Source organism: Dactylosporangium sp. McL0621, assembly GCF_049995355.1.
Taxonomy (GTDB): Bacteria; Actinomycetota; Actinomycetes; order Mycobacteriales; family Micromonosporaceae; genus Dactylosporangium.
The window spans coordinates 11,166,103-11,188,243 of the sequence record NZ_CP188259.1; the positions used below are offsets into that span (position 1 = coordinate 11,166,103).

The 22,141-nt window shown below is 70.2% G+C and carries 24 protein-coding genes; 17 read left to right on the forward strand and 7 right to left on the reverse strand.

Annotated features, from left to right (window positions below):
- Positions 1-41 precede the first annotated feature (41 nt).
- Positions 42-695, forward strand: a complete 654-nt coding sequence (locus ACPPVO_RS52820; protein ID WP_426506941.1) for a macro domain-containing protein — start codon at positions 42-44, stop codon at positions 693-695.
- A 675-nt stretch (positions 696-1,370) separates the two neighbouring features.
- On the opposite strand, the gene ACPPVO_RS52825 is transcribed toward ACPPVO_RS52820, so the two are convergent.
- Positions 1,371-1,625: a three-helix bundle dimerization domain-containing protein gene (locus tag ACPPVO_RS52825; protein ID WP_426506943.1), complete on the reverse strand. Its 255-nt coding sequence runs from the start codon at positions 1,623-1,625 to the stop codon at positions 1,371-1,373.
- Between the two features lie 218 nt (positions 1,626-1,843).
- Between ACPPVO_RS52825 and ACPPVO_RS52830 the strand changes: the two genes are divergently transcribed.
- Positions 1,844-3,571: a cellulose binding domain-containing protein gene (locus tag ACPPVO_RS52830; protein ID WP_426506944.1), complete on the forward strand. Its 1,728-nt coding sequence runs from the start codon at positions 1,844-1,846 to the stop codon at positions 3,569-3,571.
- A gap of 411 nt (positions 3,572-3,982) precedes the next feature.
- Here ACPPVO_RS52830 and ACPPVO_RS52835 read toward each other — a convergent pair whose 3' ends face one another.
- A complete protein-coding gene (locus ACPPVO_RS52835) occupies positions 3,983-4,585 on the reverse strand; it encodes a peptidoglycan recognition protein family protein (protein ID WP_426506946.1) in 603 nt (200 codons plus the stop codon).
- A 149-nt stretch (positions 4,586-4,734) separates the two neighbouring features.
- Here ACPPVO_RS52835 and ACPPVO_RS52840 point away from each other — a divergent pair, with 149 nt between their 5' ends.
- Positions 4,735-5,451: a lysozyme gene (locus ACPPVO_RS52840; RefSeq protein WP_426506948.1), complete on the forward strand. Its 717-nt coding sequence runs from the start codon at positions 4,735-4,737 to the stop codon at positions 5,449-5,451.
- Here the strand turns inward: ACPPVO_RS52840 and ACPPVO_RS52845 are convergent.
- The gene (locus ACPPVO_RS52845; RefSeq protein WP_426506950.1) at positions 5,448-5,921 is read right to left on the reverse strand and encodes a hypothetical protein; all 474 of its coding nucleotides are present in this window, start codon (positions 5,919-5,921) and stop codon (positions 5,448-5,450) included. The two genes, ACPPVO_RS52840 and ACPPVO_RS52845, sit on opposite strands and share 4 nt — an antisense overlap.
- A gap of 126 nt (positions 5,922-6,047) precedes the next feature.
- Here ACPPVO_RS52845 and ACPPVO_RS52850 point away from each other — a divergent pair, with 126 nt between their 5' ends.
- The 6 genes from ACPPVO_RS52850 (at position 6,048) to ACPPVO_RS52875 (ending at position 9,770) form a co-directional block, all read left to right on the forward strand.
- Complete coding sequence (locus ACPPVO_RS52850) at positions 6,048-6,494, forward strand: iron chaperone (protein ID WP_426506951.1); 447 nt, start codon at positions 6,048-6,050, stop codon at positions 6,492-6,494.
- Positions 6,495-6,607: 113 nt separating this feature from the next.
- Positions 6,608-6,982: a DUF2089 domain-containing protein gene (locus ACPPVO_RS52855; protein WP_426506953.1), complete on the forward strand. Its 375-nt coding sequence runs from the start codon at positions 6,608-6,610 to the stop codon at positions 6,980-6,982.
- On the forward strand, positions 6,979-7,239 hold the full coding sequence (locus tag ACPPVO_RS52860) for a hypothetical protein (protein ID WP_360369752.1): 261 nt from the start codon (positions 6,979-6,981) through the stop codon (positions 7,237-7,239). Before ACPPVO_RS52855 ends, ACPPVO_RS52860 begins: the two co-directional genes overlap by 4 nt.
- Before the next feature lie 12 nt (positions 7,240-7,251).
- Complete coding sequence (locus ACPPVO_RS52865) at positions 7,252-7,677, forward strand: SHOCT-like domain-containing protein (RefSeq protein ID WP_426506955.1); 426 nt, start codon at positions 7,252-7,254, stop codon at positions 7,675-7,677.
- 146 nt (positions 7,678-7,823) lie between these two features.
- The gene (locus tag ACPPVO_RS52870) at positions 7,824-9,266 is read left to right on the forward strand and encodes a hypothetical protein (RefSeq protein WP_426506956.1); all 1,443 of its coding nucleotides are present in this window, start codon (positions 7,824-7,826) and stop codon (positions 9,264-9,266) included.
- Between the two features lie 99 nt (positions 9,267-9,365).
- Positions 9,366-9,770 carry a hypothetical protein gene (locus ACPPVO_RS52875; protein ID WP_426506958.1) on the forward strand — a complete coding sequence of 135 codons (405 nt, stop codon included), beginning with the start codon at positions 9,366-9,368 and terminating at the stop codon, positions 9,768-9,770.
- An 18-nt stretch (positions 9,771-9,788) separates the two neighbouring features.
- Here the strand turns inward: ACPPVO_RS52875 and ACPPVO_RS52880 are convergent, their stop codons facing one another.
- Complete coding sequence (locus tag ACPPVO_RS52880) at positions 9,789-10,079, reverse strand: ribbon-helix-helix domain-containing protein (RefSeq protein WP_360381941.1); 291 nt, start codon at positions 10,077-10,079, stop codon at positions 9,789-9,791.
- Positions 10,076-10,366 carry a hypothetical protein gene (locus ACPPVO_RS52885; RefSeq protein WP_426506960.1) on the reverse strand — a complete coding sequence of 97 codons (291 nt, stop codon included), beginning with the start codon at positions 10,364-10,366 and terminating at the stop codon, positions 10,076-10,078. The genes ACPPVO_RS52880 and ACPPVO_RS52885 overlap by 4 nt, the downstream gene beginning before the upstream one ends.
- 66 nt (positions 10,367-10,432) lie before the next feature.
- Between ACPPVO_RS52885 and ACPPVO_RS52890 the strand changes: the two genes are divergently transcribed.
- The 3 genes from ACPPVO_RS52890 (at position 10,433) to ACPPVO_RS52900 (ending at position 12,270) form a co-directional block, all read left to right on the forward strand.
- A complete protein-coding gene (locus tag ACPPVO_RS52890) occupies positions 10,433-10,966 on the forward strand; it encodes a dihydrofolate reductase family protein (protein WP_426506962.1) in 534 nt (177 codons plus the stop codon).
- A gap of 42 nt (positions 10,967-11,008) precedes the next feature.
- Positions 11,009-11,587 (forward strand): GNAT family N-acetyltransferase, encoded by a 579-nt coding sequence (locus tag ACPPVO_RS52895; RefSeq protein ID WP_426506963.1) that lies wholly within the window; start codon positions 11,009-11,011, stop codon positions 11,585-11,587.
- Positions 11,588-12,060: 473 nt separating this feature from the next.
- A complete protein-coding gene (locus ACPPVO_RS52900) occupies positions 12,061-12,270 on the forward strand; it encodes a hypothetical protein (protein ID WP_426506964.1) in 210 nt (69 codons plus the stop codon).
- A gap of 140 nt (positions 12,271-12,410) precedes the next feature.
- Here ACPPVO_RS52900 and ACPPVO_RS52905 read toward each other — a convergent pair whose 3' ends face one another.
- Complete coding sequence (locus tag ACPPVO_RS52905; RefSeq protein ID WP_426506965.1) at positions 12,411-12,884, reverse strand: hypothetical protein; 474 nt, start codon at positions 12,882-12,884, stop codon at positions 12,411-12,413.
- A 391-nt stretch (positions 12,885-13,275) separates the two neighbouring features.
- On the opposite strand from ACPPVO_RS52905, the gene ACPPVO_RS52910 reads away from it, so the two are divergent.
- The 3 genes from ACPPVO_RS52910 to ACPPVO_RS52920 all read left to right on the forward strand — a co-directional run bounded on the left by ACPPVO_RS52910 (position 13,276) and on the right by ACPPVO_RS52920 (position 16,914).
- Positions 13,276-13,488 (forward strand): hypothetical protein, encoded by a 213-nt coding sequence (locus tag ACPPVO_RS52910; protein ID WP_426506966.1) that lies wholly within the window; start codon positions 13,276-13,278, stop codon positions 13,486-13,488.
- A 1,009-nt stretch (positions 13,489-14,497) separates the two neighbouring features.
- Positions 14,498-15,844 (forward strand): glutamine synthetase, encoded by a 1,347-nt coding sequence (locus tag ACPPVO_RS52915; protein ID WP_426506967.1) that lies wholly within the window; start codon positions 14,498-14,500, stop codon positions 15,842-15,844.
- The gene (locus ACPPVO_RS52920; protein ID WP_426506969.1) at positions 15,832-16,914 is read left to right on the forward strand and encodes an amidohydrolase family protein; all 1,083 of its coding nucleotides are present in this window, start codon (positions 15,832-15,834) and stop codon (positions 16,912-16,914) included. Before ACPPVO_RS52915 ends, ACPPVO_RS52920 begins: the two co-directional genes overlap by 13 nt.
- A gap of 81 nt (positions 16,915-16,995) precedes the next feature.
- Here ACPPVO_RS52920 and ACPPVO_RS52925 read toward each other — a convergent pair whose 3' ends face one another.
- Positions 16,996-18,513, reverse strand: a complete 1,518-nt coding sequence (locus tag ACPPVO_RS52925; RefSeq protein WP_426506970.1) for a BTAD domain-containing putative transcriptional regulator — start codon at positions 18,511-18,513, stop codon at positions 16,996-16,998.
- A 251-nt stretch (positions 18,514-18,764) separates the two neighbouring features.
- On the opposite strand from ACPPVO_RS52925, the gene ACPPVO_RS52930 reads away from it, so the two are divergent.
- Complete coding sequence (locus ACPPVO_RS52930) at positions 18,765-19,532, forward strand: hypothetical protein (RefSeq protein ID WP_426506971.1); 768 nt, start codon at positions 18,765-18,767, stop codon at positions 19,530-19,532.
- A gap of 281 nt (positions 19,533-19,813) precedes the next feature.
- Positions 19,814-22,051 carry an autotransporter-associated beta strand repeat-containing protein gene (locus tag ACPPVO_RS52935; RefSeq protein WP_426506972.1) on the forward strand — a complete coding sequence of 746 codons (2,238 nt, stop codon included), beginning with the start codon at positions 19,814-19,816 and terminating at the stop codon, positions 22,049-22,051.
- Positions 22,052-22,141 lie beyond the last annotated feature (90 nt).

The window sequence follows — 22,141 nt, forward strand, 5'->3', positions numbered from 1 at the left end:
CCCCGGCACCCGGGGTCGATCGGCCGAACGAAAGGCAAGCGATGACCGTCAGGGTCGTGCTCAGCGACGTCAACGCCAAGGTTGTGCAGTCCTGGATGTCGGCTTTTGCCGACGAGCCCGGAGTCGAGATCGTGAAGGGCTCCATCCTCAACCAGCACGTCGACGCGTGGGTCACGCCGACCAACTCGCACGGCGTCATGAGCGGCGGGGTCGACGCGGTGATCCTGCGTCAGCTGGGGCCGGGCATCCAGCTGCGGGTCCAGCACGCGATCCGCGACGAGTTCGGCGGCACGCTGCCGATCGGGGCCGCGGTGTGCGTACCGTCGGGGGCGGCGAATCCGAAGTACCTCATCTCGGCGCCGACAATGCACGCGCAGGCCGAGAACGTGCGTCACACGCTCAACGTGGCGCTCGCGTGCGCGGCCGCGTTCCAGGCGGTGCAAATGCAGAACGAGCGCGAGCCGGGCAGCATCACCTCGGTAGCGCTGGTGGGGATGGGCGCGGCGACGGGGAAGGTGCCGCCGCAGGTGTGCGCCAACCTCATGTGGGCGGGGTACACGCTGTTCAGTGAGAGCACGTTCGACGACTACGCCGAGCTGCGCACCACGGTGAGCGAGCAGCTCGGCGACATCGAAACGCGGCCGGCCACCGAGCGAGTGCGCATCACGCCACCGGCAGCCCGCCGCCGTCGCTGACCATCGGCCCGTAGCCGATGAGCAACGATTGGTGACGAACAGCCACCGACACGAGCGGCCGTCGCACATAAACAGCCATCGGCACGAACGGCCGTTGCACACGAACAGCCATCGGTCACGAACAACCGACTGCAAATGAACTGCCGTCGCTCACGAACAACCGGCGCGCGAACGGCCGTCCGTCACGAGCAATCGCCGTGCACGAACGGCCGTCCGTCGCGAGCAACCGGCGGTCACGAACAACCGTCGGACTTGGACCGCCATCGGATCGACCTGCGGCGTGGACCGACGTCCGACGTGGACTGACGTCGGACTTGGACCGACGTGCGGCGTGGACCGACGTCCAACGTGAATCGACGTCCGACGTGGACCGCAATCCGACGTGAACCGCAATCCGACGTGAACCGACGTCCGGCGTGAACCACAGTCCGACGTCAAGGCGACGTCCGACTTGGACCACAGTCCGACGTGAACCAACGTCCGGCGTGAACCACAGTCCGACGTCAAAGCGACGTCCGACTTGGACCACAGTCCGACGTCAAGCGACGTCCGGCGTGAACCACAGTCCGATGCGAAGCGACGTCCGGCGTGAACCACAGTCCGATGCGAAGCGACGTCCGGCTTGGACCACAGTCCGATGTGCCGACGTCCGGCGCGGGTCGGTGTTGTTGGTTGTCAGTCCTCGCTCAGCACAGGGTCGTGGAGCGTGTAGCCGCTCTCGGTCAGACGCTCCACGACCTGGTGCCGCGTCAGTGACAGCACGTGGGTCTCCACCTCTGCGTTGCGCAGCAATTCCTCGTACGTCTCCCGCACCAGCCGCTCCACCTCCGCGCTCGGTGCGTCTGGGAACCGCTCCCGCGCGATGTCGACCTCGCGCCGTAGCGCCGTCTCGATGTCGCCCAAGTGTGCGACGCCGTCATGTTCGGACATGGGGGCACCGTCCTTTCGTTGAGATCTTTCAAGTTCCCCGCCGAAGTGAACGCGGAGTGAACAAGGCCGATGGCCGAATGTGCAAGTTCCACGGCCTACCTGCGGCGGGGCGGGAGCAGAGTGGGCGCACCTTGACAGGCTTCGAAATGTTGCTCGACCCTCAGCGCAACATTTACATCCGGCCCGCCCCGACCGGACCTTCCGGAAGGAGAGCCCTGGTGAAGATCAGATCGGGTCGCCTGGCGTTCGTCGCCCTGGCGGTCGCGGCCCTGCTCGTGGGTGCTGGGGCGCTGGTCCTGCACTCCCCCGACGCCGTGGCCGCCAGCGCCGGCGTCGAGGACGAGGGCGCCGGCTGCTCGGTGCCCGCCCTGCCCGACGCCGGCTCGCTGCCCACCAACGCGAAACTGCCCGACCCGTTCAAGAAGCTCGACGGCTCGCGGATCACCAACAAGTCGGACTGGACCTGCCGGCGCGAGGAGATCAAGAAGCTCGCCGAGAAGTTCGTCTACGGCGAGAAGCCGGCGAAGCCGCAGACGGTCAGCGGTACCGTCTCCCGAACCTCCATCACCGTCAACGTCACGAACGCGGGGAAGTCCGCCAGCTACTCCGCCGCCGTCGACCTGCCCAGCGGCACCGGTCCGTTCCCGGCCGTGTTCGTCCTTGGCGGTTTCGGCGCCGACACCGCCGCGATCAAGGCCGCGGGCGCCGCGGTCATCACCTACGACCCGTACGCCGTCGGCAAGGAAGGCACGCCCCGCACGAACAAGCAGGGCGCGTTCTACACCATCTACGGCGCGAACAGCAGCACCGGGCTGCTCATGGCCTGGGCGTGGGGCGTCAGCCGGCTCATCGACGTAATCGAACAGTCCGGTGGCAGCATTCTGCGCGGGGATGCGACCGGAGTAACCGGTTGCTCACGCTTCGGCAAGGGCGCGTTCGTCATCGGCGCGTTCGATCAGCGCATTCAGCTCACGATGCCGATCGAGTCGGGCAGCGCGGGCGTGCCGATCTTCCGGGGCATCCCGGGCGAGGGCGCACAGAGCCTGAGCAGCGCGTACGGTGAGCAGCCCTGGCTCGGCGACGCGTTCGGCTCGTTCACGAGCAGCCCGAACCGGCTCCCGGTGGACACGCACGAAATGGTGGCGATGGTCGCGCCGCGCGGACTGTTCATCATGGACAACCCGCACATCGTCAACCTCGGCCCGAAGTCGGCGAGCGTGGCGGCCCTCGGCGGCGCGGAGGTCTACAAGGCCCTCGGCGCCGGCGACAGCATCACCTACTGGTCGGACATCCAGGACGGCAACCACTGCGCGAACCGACCGGAGTGGCGCACGCCGTTGCAACAGAACATTCAGCGGTACCTGCTGAAGACCAGCTCCGCCCCCGGTTCCTTCCACGTGTCGAGCAAGGCGTCGGGCAACCTCGCCGAGTGGCGCGACTGGACGACGCCGACCCTGGGTGGCGGCACCACGAGTCCGACGCCGTCGGCGAGCCAGTCGCCGAGCGCGTCGCCAAGTCAATCACCGAGCCAGTCGCCGAGTCAGTCAGCGAGCCAGTCGCCCAGCCAGTCGCCCAGCCAGTCGCCGAGTCAGTCGCCGAGTCAGTCAGCGAGCCAGTCGCCCAGCCAGTCGCCGAGTCAGTCGCCGAGTCAGTCCGGCGGGTCGAACGGCGGCTGCACCGCGTCGGTCTCGCTCAACCAGTGGACCGGCGGGTTCGTGGTCACCGTGAAGGTCACGGCCGGTTCGGCGCCGATCAGCGGATGGACCGTGAACACGACGCTGCCGTCCGGTACGACGATCACGAACACGTGGAACGCCACGCGCAGTGGGAACAGTTTCAGCAACGTGCAATACAACGGCAGCGTCCCCGCCGGGCAGTCGACCGAGTTCGGCTTCCAAGGGACGGGCACCGCCACCGGGACGACCGCAACCTGCGCAGCCCGGTAAAACGCGCACGACCGAACGCGCACAACAGAGCACGCACGAACAAGCACGGACGACCGAACGTGCACGACAAAGCGCGCACAACAGGGCGCGCAGGATCGAACGCGCACGACAAAGCGCGCACGACCGCACGCGCGCGGACCGAACGTGCATGACCGAACGCGCACGACAAGCGCGCACGACCGAACGCGCACGGACCGAACGTGCATGACCGAACGCGCACGACAAGCGCGCACGACCGAACGCGCACGGACCGAACGTGCATGACCGAACGCGCACTACGAGACGCGCACGGCCCATGTCGCGCACGACTGAACGAGCAGGACCGAACGCGCACGGCAAGACGCGCACGACCGAATGGGCACGACGGAACGCGCACGACGAAGGGGCCCGGCTCGCGAGCCGGGCCCCTTCTCACAAACGAGCAGCCACAGCCGAGCGAAGCTCCGGCAACCGATCGTGCAACAACCCGGGGCACTGCGTCGTGTTGAAGTCCTTGTGCCCGTAGATCTCCGCCGGCGGAATCGCGTACTGGTGGCACACGAACGCGCAGAAGTCGACCAAGCTGTTCCACAAGGCGGCCGGCGGCTGCTCCGTCAGGTACGTGCCCTCGTTCTCGATCCCGATCGCCTGGTCGTTCTGGCCCACGCAGTGCGCGCCCTGCACCATGGTCTGCCCGTGCAACAGCGCGTACAGGCTGCCGTTGCGGCCCTCGGTCAGCCAGCCGCCGCGGCTGTTCGTGAAGTGCTGGCCGCTGTCGACCCAGTGATTCGTGTCCATGTGCAGGTTCTGGATGTCGCGCGAGTTGGCGAACGCGTGCGCCTGCGAGTAGTCGGTCGAGTTGGCCAGCGCCGTGTGGTGCACGATGATCTTGTTGGGGCGATGCTCGTCGATGGTCAGCGAACCCTGCGGCGGTCGGGCCCCCCAGGCGCCACAGCTGGCGATCGTGGGTTGTTCAAGCGCGGCCGCGGCCGGCAAAGCGGGTGTGAGCAGCGCGGCAGCGCCGCCGAGCAGCACGCCGCGGCGGGTGATACGAGCCATGGAACCTCCCCGAAGCATCGATTGAAGTCACTGTAGATTTTTTCCAGACTTCGACGCAAGCCTATTGAAACTTTCCGACGAGCATGAGCTAATCGGCGAAGTTCTTTCCCAAATGAGGAGGAAGAGTGTCGGTACGAAGGCTCGCCGTACTCACGGCGCTCGCGCTGGTCGCCACGGTGCTGATCGGCCGGCCGGCCGAGGCCGCGACCGTGACGTACGGCCAGGACGTGTCGGGTCACCAGGGCAACGTCAACTGGTCGGCGCAGTGGAGCGCCGGCTCGCGTTTCGCCTACATCAAGGCGACCGAGGGCACGTACTACACCAACCCGTACTTCGCCCAGCAGTACAACGGCTCGTACAACATCGGGATGATCCGCGGCTCCTACCACTTCGCGATCCCCGACGGTGGCGGCGGCGCGGCGCAGGCGGACTACTTCATCGCCCACGGCGGCGGCTGGTCCAAGGACGGCAAGACCCTGCCCGGCGCGCTGGACATCGAGTACAACCCGTACGGCGCGACCTGCTACGGGCTCTCGCAGTCGTCGATGGTGAGCTGGATCCGGGCGTTCCTGAATCAGTACCACACCCGCACCGGCCGCTGGGCCGTGATCTACACGACCACGGACTGGTGGGTCACGTGCACCGGCAACTACAGCGGCTTCTGGGCCAACTCGCCGCTGTGGCTCGCGCGCTACAGCAGCACCCCCGGCACCCTTCCGGCCGGGGCGCCGACCTGGTCCTTCTGGCAGTACTCCAGCACCGGCCCCTTCGCCGGCGACTCGAACCAGTGGAACGGCGCCCTCGACCGTCTCAAGGTGCTGGCCTGTAACGGCCCCTGCTAAAGGCCGCAGGCGCTCTTGAACGCGGTGATCGCCGCGTTCAGGGGCGCCTTGTCGGGCTTGGAGCTGTTGTCGACGTACTTGTCGGCGACGACACCCATCGCGTCCGCGACGGCGCGGCCGGCGTCCGAGATCGCCTTCGGGGCGTCGATGACGTGCGAGTAGATCTGGGCGGCGCCGGCCGAGTACTGGGCGCTGACCGCGTTGAAACCGGCCGGCGGGCCGATCTTCTCCGCCTCGGCGACCTTCGTCAGCGTCGTCTGGATGTCGGCGTTCACGGCCGTGCAGGCGGCCTTGCCGCCGGCCGTGTCGCCGGTCGGGCTCGGGCCGGCCGAGGGCGGAATCGAAGGCGACGGCGCCGGGGCCCCCGCCGCGGCCGAGGCGGCCGGCGGGGTCGCGGTCCCGTCGCCGGTGCAGCCCGCGGCCGCGAACAGGGCGACCCCGAGCACGATGGTCATTGATGTGATGCGCACGGCTGGGAGCGTAGCGATCACCACGTCCGCGCGCTGACCCGTCCCGTTCAGTCAGGATTCGAGAAGCAGGCCGGCCGCAAGCCCTCCTAGCATGGGAAACGTCCCAATCAAACGGAGGTACCAGCCATGGCCCGCAAGTCGACCCCGACGTTCACCGAGGACGAGCGCGCCGCGATGCGCGAGCACGCCACCGAGGTGCGCTCGTCCGCGTCCCGCCGCGGTTCGAAGGCCGACAAGGCGGCCGAGGACGCGCAGGCGCTGCTGGAGAAGATCGCCGAGATGGCCGACGAGGACCGGGCGATGGCCGAGCGCGTGCACGCGATCATCACCGAGAACGCCCCCGAGCTGGCGCCGAAGCTGTGGTACGGCATGCCCGCCTACTACAAGGGCACGAAGTCGGTGTGCTTCTTCCAGCCGGCGCAGAAGTTCAAGACGCGCTACTCGACGCTGGGCTTCAACGACGACGCGGCGCTCGACGACGGCAACGTGTGGCCGGTGGCGTACGCCCTGAAGACCCTGACCGCGGCCGACGAGGCCCGCATCGCCGCCCTGATCAAGCAGGCCATCGGCTGACCTCCCCCACCACCGCTCCCGCGGGCCCGTCCGACACGTGTCGGACGGGCCCTTTTCAATAAATTCAAGATCAACTTGTTGTTTGATTAAGAAAATCAAGGTACAACTTAGATATGAGCGAGCGGGCGATGGACTGGCAGGAACTGACGAACCTGACCCGGGGCCGGCCGTTCGTCGTGGAGCGGGTGCGGCTGGACGGCGGGGTGGCGATCGAGGGGGCGTTCGAGCCCCCGCAGCTGGGCCAGCTCAGCCTCGAGGACCAGGTCTTCGTCACGGCGTTCGTCCGCTGCCACGGCTCCATCAAGGAGATGGAGCGGATCTTCGGGGTGAGCTACCCGACGATCAAGTCCCGCCTCAACCGGATCGGCCAGACGCTCGACTTCGTCGAGACCGATCCGGCGCCGTCGCGCGCCGACGTCATCGACCGGCTGCGCCGCGGCGAGATCGACGCCCAGCAGGCATTGCGCGAGTTGGAGGGTCGCCCATGATGCCACAACTGCTGACCGCCCGGGTGCAGCGCCCGGACGGCCGCCCGATCCGGATCTGGGTGCCGGTGCTGCCGGTGCTGCTCGTCCTGTCCCCGGTCCTGGTGCTCGCGGTCGCCGTCGCGGCGATCGCCTGCCTGGTGTACCGGATCAGTGTCCTGCGGGCCTTCGGCTCGGGATGGCGGGTCCTGTCCGCCCTCCCCGGCACCCGGTTCGACATCGAGCAGGGCCGCACGGCCGTGCTCGTGACCATCAGATGAGAGAGGTGCACCGTGAACGAACAGCGTAGGGAGATCCTGCAGATGCTCGTCGAGGGCAAGGTGACCGCGGAGGAGGCGGACCAGCTCATCGCCGCGCTCGAACGCGACCAGCCGGTGCCGGCGGCCGTGGGCGCCGACGTGCGGCCACAGGGGCGGGCGAAGTACCTGCGGGTCGTGGTGGACGCCTTCGACGAGGGCGTCCCGAGCAAGGTCAACGTGCGGGTGCCGCTGCAGCTGCTGCGGGCCGGGGTGCGGCTGGCCGCGCTCATCCCGCCGCAGGCGCTCGGCGAGGCCAACGCGCAGCTGATGAAGGCGGGCGTGCCGATCGACCTGACCCAGCTCAAGCCCGAGCAGCTCGAGGAGCTCGTCGAGCACCTGGAGGAGATGACGGTCGAGGTCGACCAGCCGGACGCCAAGGTCCGCGTCTTCTGCGAGTGAACACCGTCCGGACGCCCGGACGGGCCCCCGAGAAGGTGCGCCAACACCTTCCCAAGGTCGCGCCCGCAGAAGCAGACACGAGGTACTGCCAACCTCCAGTTTAACCGACCCGCACGCCCGGCCTGCCGGCTGGCAGACTGGCCGACGTGCCCAATGTGAACCCGACCGGTGTGATCATCCCGAGCGTCGACGGCAAGCCGAGCACGTCGGCGCTCGGGCGCGCGGTGGTGGCCGACGCGCTGCGCGGTGTCGACCCCGTCGGGGCCCGCGGCGCGGAGGCGTCGACGGACTGGCGCCACGACTACCTGGTGCACTTCCGACGGCTGGTCGAGGCCGGGCTGCCGTCCCGCGAAGCCGCGCTCACCATCGCCCGCGAGGGGCTCTCTTCACTGCACAAGCGGATGCGGTACCGCCAGAAGCCGGACGGCACCGAGGAGCCCCTCGCGGCGGCGTTCACCCCGGCCGCCCCTCCCCTGACGACCGTCACCGTCACGGGGCGGGGTGAACCGGAGCGGGAGCTGACCGTGCCGTACCGCGGCCGCCGCCTCGCCGGCGCGGAGCTCGACCGCCAGCTCGAGCGGTGGGTCGCCGCCGGCACGATCGAGCGCTCCTGCGCCGACACCGTCCGCACCGTCGCCGCGAACCCCGACTGGCTGTCGCTGTCCGGGCGGCGCGTCGTCGTCCTCGGCGCCGGCGCGGAGATGGGCCCGCTGCGCGCACTGCTGCGCTGGGGCGCCGACGTCGTCGCCGTCGACCTGCCCCGCCCGGCGATCTGGGAGCGGCTGACGGGCCTGGCCGAGCGGTACGCCGGCCGCCTGCACCTGCCCGCCACCGGCGACGAGCGCGGCGCGGACCTGCTGCACGACCTCGGCCGGGTGGCCGAGTGGATCGACGGCCTCGACGGCCGGCTCGTGCTCGGCAACTACGTGTACGCCGACGGGCCCCTCAACGTCCGCGTCGCGATGGCCGTCGACGCGCTCACCGTCCACCTGCGGGAGCGCCGCCCCGACCTGGGCCTCGCGTTCCTGGCCACGCCGACCGACGTGTTCGCCGTGCCCGACGACGCCGTCGACGAGGCGACCCGCCGCTACGCGGCCGCGGCCGGCATCGGCCGGTTCCGGCGGCCGCTGCGCGTGCTGAGCGCGGGCCGGCTGCTCACCCGCAACTATCCGCCGGGGCTCTATCCGGGGGTCAACGACAGTCTGGTACCGCAGCAGGGTCCGAACTATGCCCTGGCCAAGCGGCTGCAGCGCTGGCGGGCGGCCGAGGCCCGGGCCGCGGGCCTGACGGTGGCGTTCGCGGTCGCGCCGGCGACCCGCACCCGCAGCGTGGTGAAGAACCGCCTCCTGGCCGCCGCGTTCGCGGGCGCCCACCGCTTCGGCATCGAGATCTTCGAACCGGCGACGAGCAACACGCTCATGGCCGCGCTGCTGGTCCACGACCTCAACGCCGGCCGCCCGGCACACGAGCACCCGTGGCAGGACGAGGCCTTCGCGGCGGCCCACGGCGGGCTGTGGCGCCAGCCGTACTCCGCGCGCAGCGCCCTGGGCATCGCGGTCCTGATGGGTATCGGCGGCGCGCGCGGCTGATCCCGGTGTCAGCGACCGCGTCAGGGCGCTGACCGTTCGGTGTCAGCGGCGGCCCGCATGGTGGTGGCACACAACAACCGCCACGAAGGAGCGCCCACCATGTCGACCACCCTCACCACCCAGGACCAGAACACCATCCGCCTCGCCGCCTACGGCGCCGTCACCCTCCTGTCGGCCGCGGCCGCCGCGGGTGGTTCGCCGCACAAGGTCGCCAGCAACGGCAGCATCGCCCTGGGCACCTCCACCGGCCTCGTCGGCCACATCCTGGCCAAATACCCCAGCCACAAGGACCTCAACGGCCGCTCCGTCGCCGAGATCGCCGACCGGGTCCTGCCCGCGCTGACCGAGGCGTCGGCGCTGCTGCGCACCCAGGCGCCGGACGAGGCCGCCAACTTCCGCGGCACCGTCCTCACCGCCCTGGAGTCGGCCACCCACAACACCCGGCCCACCCCCGCCGTCACCGACATGATCCGCAAGATCACCGCGGCCATCGACGCCGCGTAACGGCCCCGGGCAGTGTTGTCACACCGCGGTCGCCGAGTGCCGCTCCAGCCACTCGGCGACCGCCTGGCGGATGATGCCCGACCGGCCCGCCCGGTCCCGCCCCGCGGCCTGGTCCAGCTTCGCGACCATGTCGCCGGGCATCTTGACCGTGACCACCTTCTCGACCGGCGTACCGTCGGCCTCGACCTGGACGAAGTGACCGCTGCCGACCCGCTCGCCCGACGCGATCAGCTCGCTCACGTCGTTGGTCATGAACCAGTCGGCGATCTCCTCGCGGGTCATGGCCTTGAAGTCCGGCACTGCCATCATTGCGCTCCGTTCCGCTGGTTCCACTGCACGATCTCGCCGGCCCCGGCCAGGCGGGCCCGCAGGACCACCCAGATGAACGAGTCATCGCCGCGCCGCAGCAACAGGGCGGCGAGGCCCGGTCCGGCGGGAGCGACCACGGCGAGGATCAGCTCGTCGAGCCTGACCCGCAACGTCAGCTCGCCCGGCCGCTCCAGCGCCTCGGCGACGTCCGCGACGGTCAGGCTCTCCTGCAGGATCGCCTCGGGGCGCTCACCGGGCTGCGGCATCCGCCACAGGACTTCGGCCATGCCCCATGGTAATACCGGTAATACGGCTCGCGCTGTCGAAATGGACCCGCGCCGCTCGGAACCGCGATGAAGATCGTTGCTGGGCTGCACATCTCGCTGGACGGCGTCATCGAGTCGCCGGAGCGCTGGAGCTTCGACTACTTGTGCCCGGAGGCCGGCGAATCGATCAAGGGCCGCCGCGACAGTACCGACATCCTCCTGCTCGGCCGCAACACCTACGAGGAGTTCGCCGCGATCTGGCCCGGCCAGGACGGCGAGGTCGCCGACTTCATGAACAACGCCCCGAAGCTGGTCGCCTCGACGACCTTGACCTCGGCCGACTGGTCCGGCGCGACCCTGCTCGAAGGAGACGCCGCGACCGCCCTGACCACCCTGAAACAGCAGCCGGGCCGCAACATCACGATCACGGGCAGCGCCACGCTGGTCCGGTCCCTGGTCCTGGCCGGCCTGGTCGACGAGCTGCACCTCATGATCTGCCCGATCGTCCTGGGCGGCGGCAAGCGCCTCTTCGACGACGCGGACGGCCGGGTACCGCTGCGGCTCATCGCGTCGGAAACCTTTCCGACGGGCGTAGCGCACCTGACGTACGGGCCGGCCTGAAACCGGTGGCGCTCGCGCACGGCGGCCACCATGCTTCCCCCCGTGCCCGAGACCTCCCCGTTCGCGACCAAACCCACGCTGCTCGGCGAGCTCACAACCCTGCGCCCCTTCCGCGACGAGGACCACGACGCCATGGCCGAGGCGATGGCCGACCCCGAGGTGCTCCGGTTGACCGGCTCGGTCCACTCCACGGCCGAGGCGATCGGCCGGCGGCCGGTCGTCGACGAGGCGCTGCGGCGGTGGTACCGCTCCCGCAACGACCAGACCGATCGGCTGGACCTGGCCGTGGTCGACAACGCCACCGGCCGGTGCGTCGGCGAGGTCGTCCTGAACGAGTGGGTCCGGGCCGATGCCAGCTGCGGCTTCCGCATCCTCATCGGTCCCCGGGGGCGCGATCGCGGCCTCGGTACCGAAGCGACACGGCTCGTGCTCGACCACGGATTCACGGCGCTGGGCCTGCGCCGGATCTCGCTTCGGGTGTACGCCTTCAATCCGCGGGCCCAGCATGTGTACGAGAAGGCCGGTTTCACGGTGGACGGCATCACGCGGGAGGCGTTGCGCTTCGACGACCGGTGGGTGGATGCGGTGAACATGTCGGTGCGGCCGTCCGAGGTGCGGTAGCCCCCGGCGCTGGTGCCAGTCGACGTCCGGATCGTATGCCGGCGCAATCGACGCCAACGCCTTGACCTCGGCCAGTTTCAACTGCTGGTCGATGGTCATCTCGTGCTCGTCGAGCCTTTCGATCGCGTCGAATGTGTCGACCGCATCCGAGAAGAATCCACCCGGCCGGAGTAGCCACCGGCGCAAGGGCACCACGGCGCGCGTACCAGCATCGCCCCGGCACCGACCGCCCGGCCGCGATCGAGGCCGGGCGCCGCGCCGTGGCCGGAAGGGGCGCAACCGTCGGAACCAGCGCCGAGCTGAGGCCTCCGAAAGCGCGTTCGCCAGACACCTGATCGCCGTCCGGCAGAAGCCGGTGGCCGGCATCGTCGTGCTGTTCTGCTGCATCGCGATCGTGAACATCCTGGTAATTGCGGCCGTCGACCGCCGCCGCGACTCGACGGCCCTGCGCCTCGACGGCGACGAGCCGGCAGGTGCTGAGCGTGTTCGCGGCCGGGTCGCTGCTGGTGGTGGGCATCGACCTGGTACTCGCGGTGGCGTCGTCGCCCTTACCCCGGCTGTTCGGCCCGGTCCCGCTCGTGATCCCGTACCGCACCCTGCTCCCCATCACGGGCGCATCCACCGCGCTGGCCCTGCTCAGCACCGTTCTACCGGCGGCGGCGACGCTGCGGCGCCACGAGTAGCCCGGATCGCGATCTGAGCCCGGCCACGCTGGAGGGACACGTCATGCGAGGTGAGTCCCGCCCGCGCCGGGCACGCGTGCGGATCATTCGGTCAGCTCCCGTCGCTGAGGCGCAATGCCGTCGAAACCGCTTCAGGCTGCTCACCGGTTGGCGACCAACGTCACCAACTGTCCGCCCGCGGACCTGGTGGCTTTACACCGCACGTCGACACTCGTGGGCAGGATGCCCAGCATCGACGCGATGCTGAACTTGATCGTCCCGTCGACCGTCCATGCATGCGGGGTCTCACCCCAACGTGGTTCGGTGACGGTGACGTCTGAGACGGTCGCCGTAGCCAGGCCGTTGCCGCTCTGCGCCGCGGCGTCGACCCGGCGGCGCCCCTCGGCGGCGATCGCGTCCCGGCATTCGCGGGCCGCGTCCTTCGCAAGCGGGCCGAGGGATCGCGACGCCGCTTCGACGGGCCGCACCGACCACGCAAAGACGGCAATGCCGGCGACAACGACCACCGCTGCGACACCAATCGCAGCGACCCTCCACGGTCGTTTCGAACGCCGCGCCCGCGCCGGGCCGGGCATCAACTCGGCAAGGGTGATCGGCTGGTCGTCGGTGGCCACAATCGACATCGTGCTCGCGCCCGAGCCGGAGTCGGTCAGCCGGACGGGCGGCACACAGGAGAAGAAAGTGTCGTACCCAACCGATAATCCGGCGGCAGCAGGACGGAACCGGCCAGACGCGGAGACGGCTGTAGGAGTGCGCGTCGGCCGTAACGATGCCTTGACGCTGGCGCCTCCGATGGGCGCGCGGACAGCATCCGGCAAGATCCGACCGGCCAGGCTCGCCGTTGTTCTCGCGCCAGTCTTCTCGATCATGATTGCCGGCGTCCCGGTGACCGAACGTTCGAACAGTTCACGGGCTAGGGAAGCGGTTGAGCACCCCTGCCCATCAACGCCGCGGTCGGTCTCACGGCCCTCGCGAATCGTCTACCGGCGACGTTATGGTTGTGCCATGGCAGAACCTCGCACCGTCACCGTGCCGGTCGTCGTCGAGCGTGACGAAGACGGCGTCTGGTGCGCCCATGCCCAACTTCGTCCTGGTGTCGGCGCCCACGGCGAGGGCGACACCGAGGACGCGGCGCTGGAGGATCTCCGCGAGGCACTCGTCGGCCTGATCGAGGAGTTCGGGGTCCCTCGTGAGCTGTCCATCACGCCGGCAGCCTGATGCCGCCTCTTCCGTCACGCCCGCTTGGTCGGGTATCTCGTGCGGTCCGGCCGGAGACGGGGCCGCGCCGGCGTGCATGGCGGCCGGACGGTCGTACGGATGCCAGCCGAAGAGCGAAGAGCTTCAAATTTCTGAGGGAGGAAGAGCAATAATTTGAGCCGAGTCCGGAGCGCCTTGCGGACGCGACTTGTTGCCGTGGTTGCGCGCCGTCGGGGTTGAAGAGCGGGCCGCCCGTACGGTCACCATCGGACTTGGGGGCACGGATTTGCCGCCGTCGGTGCGCCAACCACCGCCGCGGGCTGGTGCAGCCGAGAGCCGACGGCCGCGTGCACGAAGGTGGAGAACGTTCCGTTCCCTTGGGACCCGCCGTAGATTGCGAGGAGGCGTGGGTGGAGGCGAAGCCTCCCCCACAGAAGGCAGGCCAGTGGGGCGGACGCAGCACCATCCGAGCCGGACGATCATGGTTGCGGACAGGCCACTGACCGAGGGCTTGGCCACCGCACGACGCTTGCCGGCAAGCAGCGGCGCCGACCGTACGAAAGACTGATGTCGCCGCAAGTCGCCCTCAGCCGTCACTTCTGAGGCTGCCAATGCCCGGCGGGGAAGGAGGGCGGTTGCGGGCACTGCTGACCGCTGCGTTCCGTGACGGTGAGCAGGTCGGCGCCATGATCCCTCGAGGATCAACCGGCATCGGGGCTGTACGTCGACACCACCGGGGCATGATTCGGCTGTCCGGCCCGCCGTTCGAGACGCTCGGACTGGCCATCCTGGCCCAAGGCCGCCCCGCCGAGGCCGTACGGACGTCGCCTGGGACACCTGCATCGCGGGCCCCGGACTGCGGACGCTGCTTCCTGGCAGGCTCCTGCCGCCACGCGGCCGGCACCACGTGATGCCCAGGGGCACGGTGTCGCCCTGGCCGGCGAGTCCACGCCGGAGATGGCGGGCGGATGCTGCCGATCGTCCTGGACGGGCTACGCCCACAATCGGGCCGACGGGGGACAATCAGGCGGTGGAACGTGAAGAGCGCAGCGCCCGAGCGCGCCAGCTCGCCGACGAATCGGCCGCCCGCGGGGTACGGGCTGTGGCGCTGACCTTCGTCGATAACGCGGGCGTGACGCGCGTGAAGACGGTCCCGATCGGCCGGTTCGGGCATGCGGCGGCGTGGGGCGTCGGCGTGTCACCGGTCTTCGACGTGTTCCTGCTCGACGACTCGATCACCACCAGCCGCCACATCGGTGGCCCGGTCGGTGATTTGCGGCTGTACCCCGACCTGGACCGGTTCACCGTGCTCGCCGCCCAACCCGGCTGGGCCTGGGCGCCCGCCGACCGGCTGACCCAGGAGGGCGGGCCGCACCCCGGCTGCCAGCGGATCTTCGCCCGTACCGGCGCCGAGCGCGCCCGGAAGCGCGGCGTCGACCTGCGGATGGCGTTCGAGGTCGAGTGGTTCGTCGGCACCGACGACGCCTCGCCGGCGTGTCAGGGGCCGGCGTACGGCATGAACCGCGTCGTCGAGCTCTCGTCCTATGTAGACAGTCTGCTGGCGGCGCTGGACGCGCAGGACGTGCCGGTCGAGCAGTTCCACCCGGAGTACGCGCCGGGGCAGCTGGAGATCTCCGTCGGCGCGGACGACCCGGTGGCGGCGGCCGACCGGCACGTGCTCGTCCGGCAGACGATCCGCGCCGTGTCCCAGTCGTTCGGCCATCGGGTCTCGTTCGCTCCGGTCGTGGTCGCCGGGCAGGTCGGCAACGGCCAGCACCTGCATCTGTCCGCCTGGTCGCACGGCCGCAACCTGTTCAGCGGTGGCGACGGGCCGTACGGGCTCACGGCACGGGGTGAGACGATCCTGGCCGGGCTGCTCGACCGGCTCCCCGCGCTGGCCGCGATCGGCGCACCGAGTGTGGCGAGCTACCTGCGTCTGGTACCGCAGCATTGGGCGGCGCCGTACCAGTGCTGGGGCCGCGAGAACCGCGAGGCCGCCCTGCGCCTGGTGACCGGCAGCCTCGGCGAGCGGGACACTGCCGCCAACGCCGAGCTCAAGTGCTGCGACGGCGCGGCGAACCCGTATCTGCTGGTCGGTGCGGTGGCCGCGGTTGTGGCCGGGATCGCGGACGGTGAGCGGCGGCTGCCGCCCGAGGTCCTCGTCGACCCGGCCCTGCTGCCCGACGCCGAACAACCGCCCCGGCTGCCGCGTGGCGTCGAAGAGGCGGTCGAGGCACTGCGCCGCGATGATCTGCTGCCGGATGCCCTCGGTGAACCGTTGCTCGAGGCGTTCTGCGCGGTACGGCGCGCCGAGGCCGAGCTGTTCCGCAACGCCGATCCGGCGGCGATCGCGGAGGCCGGCCGGTGGCGGTACTGATCGACGCCCATTGCCATACCGTCGTCGCGGGGGAGCTCGACGCGGAGGCATTCGAGCTGGCATGCACCGAGGCGCACCTGCCCGCGCCGGCCGGAGCGTCCTATTTGGACAGTCAGGTCGGGCTGGCCGTCCGGCGCTGGTGCGCGCCCGCGCTCGGGCTGCCCGGACACACGGAGATCGGCGACTACCTCGCCCGCCGTTCGGCCATCGGCTGGCGCGACGCGACGGAGACCCTGCTGCGATCGGCGGGCCTCGCGACGTTGCTGGTCGACACGGGCCTGGCCGGCCCGGACCTGCTCGACGCCGCGACGCTCGGCAGTCTCGCCGGTGCGGCGGTCCGCGAGGTCGTACGCCTCGAGGCGGTGGCCGAGGACCTGGCGTCCACGGGCGTCGAGGCGTCCGGGTTCGCCGCCGCGCTCACCGAGGCCCTCGAACGCCGGACGGCCCGCGCGGTGGCGGTAAAATCGATCATCGCGTACCGCGCCGGGCTGGCCGTGCCCGCCGAGCGCCCGGCCGCCGCCGAGGTACGACGGGCGGCCGGCGACTGGCTGCGCGGGGGCGGTGGCCGGCTCACCGACCCCGTGCTGCTGCACCACGTGCTGTGGGCCGGCGTCGATACGGGACTGCCGCTGCAGGTGCACACCGGCTTCGGCGACCGCGACCTGGCGCTGCCGGCCGCTGATCCCGCACTCCTGCAGCCGTTCCTCGGCGCCGTCGGCGTGCCCGTGGTGTTGTTGCACTGCTACCCGTACCATCGCCAGGCCGGCTGGCTGGCACAGGTCTATCCGCACGTGTACCTCGACGTCGGCCTGACCGTAGGGCACCTCGGCGTGCGCGCCGACGCCGTGCTGGCCGAGTTCTTCGAGCTCGCCCCGTTCGGCAAGGTGCTCTTCTCCACCGACGCGTACCTGCTGCCCGAGCTGTATCTCATCGGCGCCGCGCAGTTCCGCCACAGCCTGCGCCGCATGCTGGACGCCTGGCGGGCCGACGACGCGATCAGTTCGGCGGATGCGGTGCGGCTCGCCGAGCGGGTGTGCGCCGGCACCGCCCGCCGGGTCTACGCGCTCTGATGCATGCAGCACGCCCGCGGGAGCGGTGCCGGCGTCCTCGCCTGATCCCGGGTTCGCAAACGACTTCGCCGCCTATCCCGGTCAGCCGGGCGGCACCGCCACCAGGGTCTCGCTCAGCGCCCGGGCCACCGACCAGTGCACGAGGTTCCGGGTGACCATCTCGTCGACCGAGGCCAGCGGGCCGCGCATGTGCCGGTCCGCGACGATCCGCCGGGCGTCGTCCGGCCCGATCCCGTGCAGCGACCCGATGATGCTCTCCGGGGCGCTGTTGATGTCGACGAGGCCGCCGTCGTCGAACCTGCGCGGCAGGTCGGGCCGCCCGATGCACAGCTCACGCGCGATCGACGGGTGGTGGTTGACGAGCTGCCGCGCCTGCTCCCGCTGTACCTTCCGGGTCAGCTCGATCTCGGCCGACGGCTTCGGAAGGCGGCCGGGCGGGCGGGCGACGATGAACGCGCCGGCCGCCGAGCCACCCGCGGTCGCCACGAGGAGGGCGACCACCCCGACGCCCGCCCAGGGCCCGGCCTCATCCTGCGGACCGTCCAGCTCCATGGCCACCATGAAGAAGACGAGCAGTGCGAGGAACGCCGCCGCGACGACGCCCAGCATCCGGCTGCGGTAGCGGGCGGCGAGGAAGCCGACGACCAACCAGCTCGTCACCCCGCACGTCGCCAGCGGTATGACGGCCGCGATGGTGCAGGCCAGCCAGACCGGAAAGGGATCGGACCGTGGCGCGGGGGGCGGCGGCAGGGCGGGCAGCAGTACCGCGGGCGCCGCCGTGGGCACCAGCACGACGCTCGGCGGGTAGGCCGTGGGTGGCTGGTGCCGGTGGTCGCCGGCCGCCGGATGCGACGGTCCGGGCGCCGCCAGTGAGGGATCCGCGCGCAGGATCCCGCGGTGCAGCTCCTGCAGCCGCTCGCTGGGTTCGACGCCGAACTCGTCGGCGAGCAGCCTGCGGGCGTCGCGGAACGCCGCCAGCGCCTCCGGCTGCCGGCCGCACCGATAGAGCGCCAGCATCGACAGGTACCGCAGCTCCTCGCGCAACGGAAACTCGACGACCAACTCGCCGAGCCTCGGTAGGAGCCGAGCGTGGTGACCGCGCTCCATCTCCAGCGACGCCCACGACTCCAAGGCGGTCGCCCGGCTCTCGGCGAGCCGGTCCCGGGTCGCGTCGAAGTGCGCGCCGGACAGCCCGGCGAGCGCGCTGCCCCGCCAGAGCCCCAGCGCGCGCTGCAGCAGCCCGCTGGCGTCGGCCAGCCGGCCCTGGGCCCGCGCGGCTTGCGCCGCCTGCACATAGCCGTGGAAGACATCGGCATCCAGCCGCTCCGGGCCGACCGAGAGCTGGTACCCGGCGTCGGTCAGGACGAGCAGGCTGCCTGGGCTTCGCGGCGACCGGTCGGGCTCCAGCACCCGCCGCAGCCCGGCCACATACTTCTGCACCACGTTCGCGCCGTTCTCCGGCGGCTCCGCCTGCCACACCATGTCCACGATCTGCGCCGTCGAGACCGGCCGGTTCGCGTTGATCAGGAGCGCGGTCAGCACCGCCCGCTGCTTGGCCGGCCCGAGGTCGAGCTCCTCGTCGCCTCGCCGGGCGCGCACCGGCCCGAGAATCTCAAACAGGGGCAACTCATGCCCATCCGGCGTCCCGGCCACCCCGACCTCCCCGTGCCGCCGGACAGTCTACGGCCGCCGCCGCCGCGCGCCAGGCCCCCTTCCGACCACGGACAACACGCCGACGGCAGTGCGATCGCAGCGCCCGGCAGTGCGACGGCAGCCGGTCTGCAGCGGGCTTGCCGACGATGTCCCGGCGGCCGACGGTCGCCTGTGAAAACGATCCATGAGAGGGACGAATGCTGTCCAGATTCATCGTCGGTTCGCTGCTCGGCACCGCCTTGGTCGCCACGCTGACCGGCTGCGCGGCGACCGGTACGGCCGCCGATACGGCCGCCCCGCCCGCCTCGTCCGCGGCGTCCCCGGCTCCGGACGGCGCGCCGGCGCTGGCTGCCGCGGCCGCCAAGACCACCGGGATCAACCTGAAGGCGGTCCTCGTCGGCGACAAGGCCGAGGAGAACGTGACGGGCGCCTACGACGCGAAGCACACCATCGGGTCGATCACCCAGACCTCGGGAACCGATCGCATGACGATCATCGCCACCCCCGACGACCTGTACCTCTCCGGCCTGAGCGACCTCGCCGGCAAGACCATGCGCCTGAAGATCACGAAGATCGCCGCGAAGAACCCGCTCGCCATGTTCACCGACGTCCTGACTCCGCTGACCCTGCTGACCGGCGTCAAGAACGTCAAGCTGACCGCGCCGGGCTCGTTCACCGGCACCCTCGACCTGACGAAGGCGACCGGCACAACGGCCGGCTCACGGAAGTTCCTCGAGTACGTGCTGGCGTTCGCGACCGACCGTGCCACCGCGGTCAAGTTCACCGCCGCGGTCAACGAGCAGGGCTACCTGGCCGAGTTCAACGCCACGCTGCCCAACATCGACGACGGAAAGGACGGCGAGTACGACCTGAAGTTCTCGGACTTCGGCTCGCCCATCACCATCACGAAGCCGACCGGCGCAAAGGTGGTCGACGCACCGGCGGCCATGTACAGCCAGGAGTGAGCTCCGTGCGCATCGGCGCCACGGGGGCACCGATGCGCACGCCCAGCCCCCTCACCAGGGGGCGATGACAGCCGCGCCGTTCAGCGCCACCTACTGACCCAGCAACCGCAGTCCCGCGTCGATCGCCGGCGCGGGGCTGCGCCGTTGCCGCCGAATTTGTGTTATCCGGGTCGTCTCCGGCCGGACTGCCATACCGCGGTACCGCATGGACAGTCGAGGAGTGGGTTGTGCACGTAACGCGATGGGAAGCCCGTTGGCGAAGGCTGCTCACGGTGGCGGGGGTGGTTGTGACGGGGACGCTGCCCGCACCACCCGCGCACGCCTCCTACCTCGCCGGCATGGACGTGACCGCCGACGTCCGGGCCAACCGCAACGTGGGCCTCTCCGGTGACGCCGTCGTGCGGCTGGCCGGCGGCGTCACGACGTACACGGGGGTCATCTCCGGTGAGGGCACTTTCACCGTGACCGGTACCGGCACGCTGGTGCTGACCAGGGACAGCGACTTCACGTTGCCGAAGTCCCGGCAGCGTCAGCGGGTCGTCACGGTCGGCGGCAACCATCCGGTCAGCGTCGTCGAGGACCCGGATCCGCCCGCGGTCATCGTCGAGAAGGGCGCGACGCTGCAGTACGGGGCGGGAGGCACGGCGACCGGAGCGATCGTGCATGGCCTGCCGGCGCCGGGCGTCACCTTCAACGCTCTCAACCATCGCGTCGACGGCACCCTCGACGTGGCGGTCCAGCGACGGATCCACCTCGGCGTCATGAGCGGATCCGGTCTGATCATGCAGCGCCGGCTCACCTGGCCCGGCATCGACCTGGGCGGCAACCACCCGTTCTCCGGGGTGCTCTACATCGGCACCGGCGTGGACTTCGGCTCGAACCAGTTCCTGACCTCGATGCCGAACGTGAAGAAGATCGTCAACCTTGGCTCGGCCATCCACAGCGCACCGGACGGCGCCACGGTGACCGACAGTGCCGACGTGTACTCGCAGGTCTACGGCAACGACATCAACTTCCACACCTGGGGCAGCGGTGTCGTGCGGATGACCGGCGTTTACAGCTGGTCGGACAACGGATCGGACACCGACCCCAGGCTCAGCTCGCCATCGTTGAACTTCGCCGCCGTCGCACACCGCGACAACAAGCGCGGCATCAACATCGAGGGCGCCACCGTCGAATGGGGCAACGGCACCAACAACCGTTTCTTCCTGCCAGGTAACGAGGACACCGTCTACATCAACATGCACTTCGACGGGCGGGACCGCAGCAGGCTGACCTTCAACTACAACGGCCCGGTGACCCTCGACGCCCCCATCTCTGGCGGGAAGTACCACGACACGATGAACGACGTCGGCCGCGGCGACGTGGTCATCGCCGCGACGCCCGGCAACGCCGTCACGTTCAGCGCGCCGCAGAACTACGACGGCAGCACGACGATCGGCAAGGGCGCGTCGCTGCGGCTCGGGGACGGCACCGCCGGTGGCGACAGCGCGCTGCTGTTGACCGACCGGTACCAGATCGTCGACGACGGCACACTCATCCTCCAGAACACGAAGCAGGGACTCACCCTGTCGAAGATCAGCGGCGGCGGCTCTCTCAAACAGGCGGGCGCTGCGACGACCACCCTGACCGGGCAGACCACCTACCAGGGCAGTACCACCGTCGTTGCGGGGACCCTCGCCGTTACCGGCGGCAGCATCGCGACCAGCAGCGGCGTCGACCTGTCGGGGTCAGGCGCCCGCCTCGACCTGACTCGCGCCGGTACCCAAAAGATCAACAATCTTGCCGGTACCACCGGAAGCTCCGTCGCGATCACCGGCGACCTGACCGTCAACGCCGGCACCGCCACCACCTTCGGCGGTGCCATCACCGGCACCGGCGCCACAACCGTGACGAAAACCGGTCCGGAGACCCTCACCCTCACCGGTGTCAGTACCATCACCGGCGCGTGGATCGTCGGGGGCGGCACGCTGCGCCTCGGCGCGGACACCGCGTCCATCCGCGCGACCGGCCTGGTGGTGCAGGACAAGGCGACGCTCGACGCCACCGGCACGATCGAGGCCCCGGTCACGAACGCGGGCACCGTGTCAGCCCGGCAGCTCACCGTCCGCGGCGACTACATCCAGCAGCCGAGCGGGTCCCTGGTCGCCGACAAACTGACCGTGTCCGGCAACGTGACCCTCGCCGGCGCGCTGCGGCTCGCCCCTGACCAGACGAAGACGGTCATCGACAACACCGGCACCGGCCCCGTGAAGGGAGCCTTCGACGGCCTCCCCGAAGGCGCGACGATCAACGGGTACACGATCAGCTACACCGGCGGCGACGGCAACGATGTCGTGCTGTCCGGTGACCATATCGGCGAAGGCGCCGCTGATCACTCCGCCGGGCCTGGTCTCGCGTCAATCATGACCGGCAAGGGATCCGCGCTCGGCTGGAGCATCGCCGCGATCGCCGTCCTTGTGCTCGCGGCACTGCTGGTCCTGGTCTGGCGTCGGCGTGCGCGTAGCCACACCGGGTGAACGGCGCACCGCCGCCAAGTACGCCGAAACCCGGCCACCGCTGGACGACCTGTCCACGAACGCCGGGTCGCCATCTACGTCCGGCGCTCC

Excerpts from the sequence above, each read along its gene's own strand:
- ACPPVO_RS52850 (WP_426506951.1), top strand. The coding sequence starts at position 6,048 with ATGGCCCGCAAGTCGACCCCGACGTTCACCGAGGACGAGCGCGCCGCG.
- ACPPVO_RS52820 (WP_426506941.1), top strand. The coding sequence starts at position 42 with ATGACCGTCAGGGTCGTGCTCAGCGACGTCAACGCCAAGGTTGTGCAG.
- ACPPVO_RS52910 (WP_426506966.1), top strand. The coding sequence starts at position 13,276 with ATGGCAGAACCTCGCACCGTCACCGTGCCGGTCGTCGTCGAGCGTGAC.
- ACPPVO_RS52825 (WP_426506943.1), bottom strand. The coding sequence starts at position 1,625 with ATGTCCGAACATGACGGCGTCGCACACTTGGGCGACATCGAGACGGCG.
- ACPPVO_RS52890 (WP_426506962.1), top strand. The coding sequence starts at position 10,433 with ATGAAGATCGTTGCTGGGCTGCACATCTCGCTGGACGGCGTCATCGAG.
- ACPPVO_RS52885 (WP_426506960.1), bottom strand. The coding sequence starts at position 10,366 with ATGGCCGAAGTCCTGTGGCGGATGCCGCAGCCCGGTGAGCGCCCCGAG.
- ACPPVO_RS52855 (WP_426506953.1), top strand. The coding sequence starts at position 6,608 with ATGAGCGAGCGGGCGATGGACTGGCAGGAACTGACGAACCTGACCCGG.
- ACPPVO_RS52930 (WP_426506971.1), top strand. The coding sequence starts at position 18,765 with ATGCTGTCCAGATTCATCGTCGGTTCGCTGCTCGGCACCGCCTTGGTC.
- ACPPVO_RS52860 (WP_360369752.1), top strand. The coding sequence starts at position 6,979 with ATGATGCCACAACTGCTGACCGCCCGGGTGCAGCGCCCGGACGGCCGC.
- ACPPVO_RS52880 (WP_360381941.1), bottom strand. The coding sequence starts at position 10,079 with ATGATGGCAGTGCCGGACTTCAAGGCCATGACCCGCGAGGAGATCGCC.
- ACPPVO_RS52875 (WP_426506958.1), top strand. The coding sequence starts at position 9,366 with ATGTCGACCACCCTCACCACCCAGGACCAGAACACCATCCGCCTCGCC.